This is a genomic window from Lapillicoccus sp., from assembly GCF_025353065.1.
GTDB lineage: Bacteria > Actinomycetota > Actinomycetes > Actinomycetales > Dermatophilaceae > Lapillicoccus.
This window is the reverse complement of the sequence record NZ_JANXRJ010000141.1, coordinates 1-2870: the sequence shown is the minus strand read 5'-3', so window position 1 is coordinate 2870 and position 2870 is coordinate 1. Positions and strand designations below refer to the sequence as shown.

Annotated in this window: 2 protein-coding genes; both read right to left on the bottom strand. The window is 73.1% G+C overall.

Annotated elements, in window-relative coordinates; translation table 11 throughout:
* Positions 1-226: 226 nt before the first annotated feature.
* Entirely contained in the window at positions 227-1750 is a 1524-nt protein-coding gene (locus Q0R63_RS11205; RefSeq protein ID WP_295697250.1) for a type IV secretion system protein, read from the bottom strand.
* 7 nt (positions 1751-1757) lie between these two features.
* Entirely contained in the window at positions 1758-2699 is a 942-nt protein-coding gene (locus Q0R63_RS11200) for a hypothetical protein (protein ID WP_295697247.1), read from the bottom strand.
* Between the last annotated feature and the right edge of the window lie 171 nt (positions 2700-2870).

Below are 2870 nucleotides of genomic sequence, written 5' to 3'. Positions count from 1 at the left end.
TGACGGCGACGGCGATCAGCAGGAACATGCCGGCGGACGTCCACGCCTGGGACTTTAGGGACCAGAACACCGGAAGCATGGAGCCGGCCGACACGGCGGCCTGCCACCCGGTCAGCCCGAAGGGGAACCAGCCGACGCGGGCCTTGGTGTACTCGTTGTAGATCTGGGTCATGGTGTGTCTTTCGGGTCGGACGGGTTCAGCCGGGTCAGACGGGTTCTGCCGGGGTCAGACGGGCACGACGGGCACTGCGGCGGCGCTACCACCAGCAGCCCCACCACCGACAGCCCCACCACCAGCAGCTCCACCACCGGCAGCACTGCCACTTCCGCCTCCTGCCGCTGGTCCGCCGCCTCCAGCGCTGGGGCCGGGCGCACCGCCCGGGGCGCTCCCAGGCTGGGGAAGAGACGGTGTCGGGGATGGTGGGGATGACGGCGGGGTCGGCTGGGTGCTGGGGCTTGAGTCGCCTGGCCCGGCGTCGTTGGTCCCGGAGCCGTTGATCTCGGGGTTGTCGTCGTCGGTGTTCCTGTTGTTCTTTGGGGCGGCGTTCCCGTCGTTGGAGCGGCTGCCGGGGAGGTCTGGGAGGTAGGTGTGGTGCCCGACCCCCATCTGGTTGGTCAGGTCGGCTCCGAGGGTGGCGGCACGGGTCCCGGCGCTGACGGCCTTCCCGAAACCGGCCGCGGCGACCTGGCCCACCGCGCCGGCCGCGCCCATCAGTCCCCCGGCGGAGCTCGCGAACCGCTGGGTGGTCGCTGCTTCGGCCGAGTCCTCCCCCTGGGAGCTGCCGCCGGGATCGCTGGCCGAGGCGGCGTTCGACCCGGAAGGGTTGCCCTGCAGAACCCCCTGCAGCCCGCCCTGGGCGGCGGTCCCGGCCCGCATCGCCGCACCGGAGGAGGTTCCCGGGTCGACGAAAGCGAGGAGCTTGAACAGGGCGAGCGGGGCGAAGCAGCCGACCAGGATGAGCACCACGCCCGGGACGGCGGTCCCGATCGCCTGCTGCAGCGTGTCGCTCGCGCCCAGGGCGACGTGGGAGGTGAGCTGGACCCCGAGGCCGAGCAACAGCATCATCAGGACCGGGGTGAACGCGGCCGCGTGGAACCACCGGAACGCCTTCCAGAACCAGGACCGTCCCCCCTCCCACACGAGTCCGGCGGCGGCGACCGGGGCGGTCGCGGTCAGCACCAGCAGCGACGCGGCCCGGGCCAACATCACCAGCAGGTGCCCGAACGCGGCAAAGACGAGGAAGAACCCCATCACCCCCAGGACGGTGGCGATCGTGCCGTCGGTGATGTCGTTCGTGGAGAACCCGGTCCACGGCTGCCAGGCCGCCATCGCGTCGACCTGCAGCAGGGACTGCATCAGGGCGCGGGTCAGGCCGCCGGCGGCGGCGAGGACCGCGACCGCGTAGACCACCCAGCCTGCCCACACCATGACAAACTGGGCGGCCCCGATCAGGACCCGGGCCAGGCTCTGCCCGTCGCGGCGGAACGCGGCGATCCCGAGCTGGACCATGACCAGGATCAGGACCAGGGCGCCCGCCGACCAGAACGTGGTCGGGTAGATCCCGGACATCGGCCCGTCCTGCCGCAGGTCGGGCACGAGGAAACCGTCCTCGATGCCCAAGACCAGCTTCAGCAGCCACAGCCCGGCGTTCCAGACCCCGAGCATCGCGGCGGTCCACCCGTCGGCGACGACCTTCCCGGCGGCGTTGCCGAGGTAGGTGAAGGGGTTGAGGTAGTCCCACCAGCTCACGGGTGCCTCACTCCCCGCCGACGCCGGGGGCCCAGGTGCGCCAGCCGGCCTGGCCGGCGAGGTCCGTCCCGGGCCAGGTCGAGGGGGCCCGAACCGGCGCGGGCCCGGCCCCGATCACCCACCGGCCATGCCCCGCAGTCGTGTTGGTGCCTAGGGCGCCCGGTGTGGCGCTTGTTTCGGTGGTGTCCGAGCTGTCGGTGCCGTCGGTGGTGCCGGTGCTATCCGGGGTGGTGGTCCACTGCATCCGGGAGCAGTGCCCGTAGGCGACCCGGGCCGAGGTCGCGGCCCGGGCCGTGACCTGAAGCAAGACACAGGCCACCACCCAGTCCGGCCCGTCGACGCCCTTGACCTGGCCGGCGACCGGGGTGGCCACGACGGCGGCAGCGGTGATGGCGGGGCTCAGGTCGCCGGCGTACCGGCCGGCGCCGCTTGCGGTGAAGGCCTGGATGTTGGTGATCAGCTCCCAGGTCTGGACTGGGGGGGCTTCGGGGGCCGACCAGGCCGCGTAGACGGTGCGGGCCGTCTCGATCGACATGTTCTGCAGGACGGTGGTCTCGATGACGGCGAGCTGCCCGACGGCGCCTTCCGGGGTCCGGGGGTAACCGGTGGGGACGCGGGCCGGGCCGAGCCTGCCCGCGGCCGGAATGGCAATCGCCGGGCCTGGCCTGACGGCTGGGGTTCCGCTGCGGGCGGCCTCCGGGGGCACAGCGAGCATCGGGGCGGCCGCGATCGCGTCCCGCCTGGCCTGCCCCGGGGCCAGCTGCTGCCCGGCCTGGCCGCCCGCGAGCGGGGTCGGGGTCTGGGGTCGCCCGGGCGAGGAGACCGCGCCGTAGACGGCGTACCCGAGACCGCCGAGCAGGGTCACCCCGACGACGGCGACGACCAGCAGGGTCCGCAGCAGCCGGTTGCGATCCCACCGGTCCGCCTCGCCCATACCGGGATCCGTCACCCAGTCGACCATCAGACGCAGCCCGAGCCGGTGAGGCCGGTGAGCATGCCCGGGACCACCATGTAGGCGACGGCGGCGACGAACACCACGGCGACCCCGACGACGCCGGCCTTGCTCGCGTGCGGCATCGCGAAGACCCGGCCGCCGACGACGGCCCCGATCGAGACGACG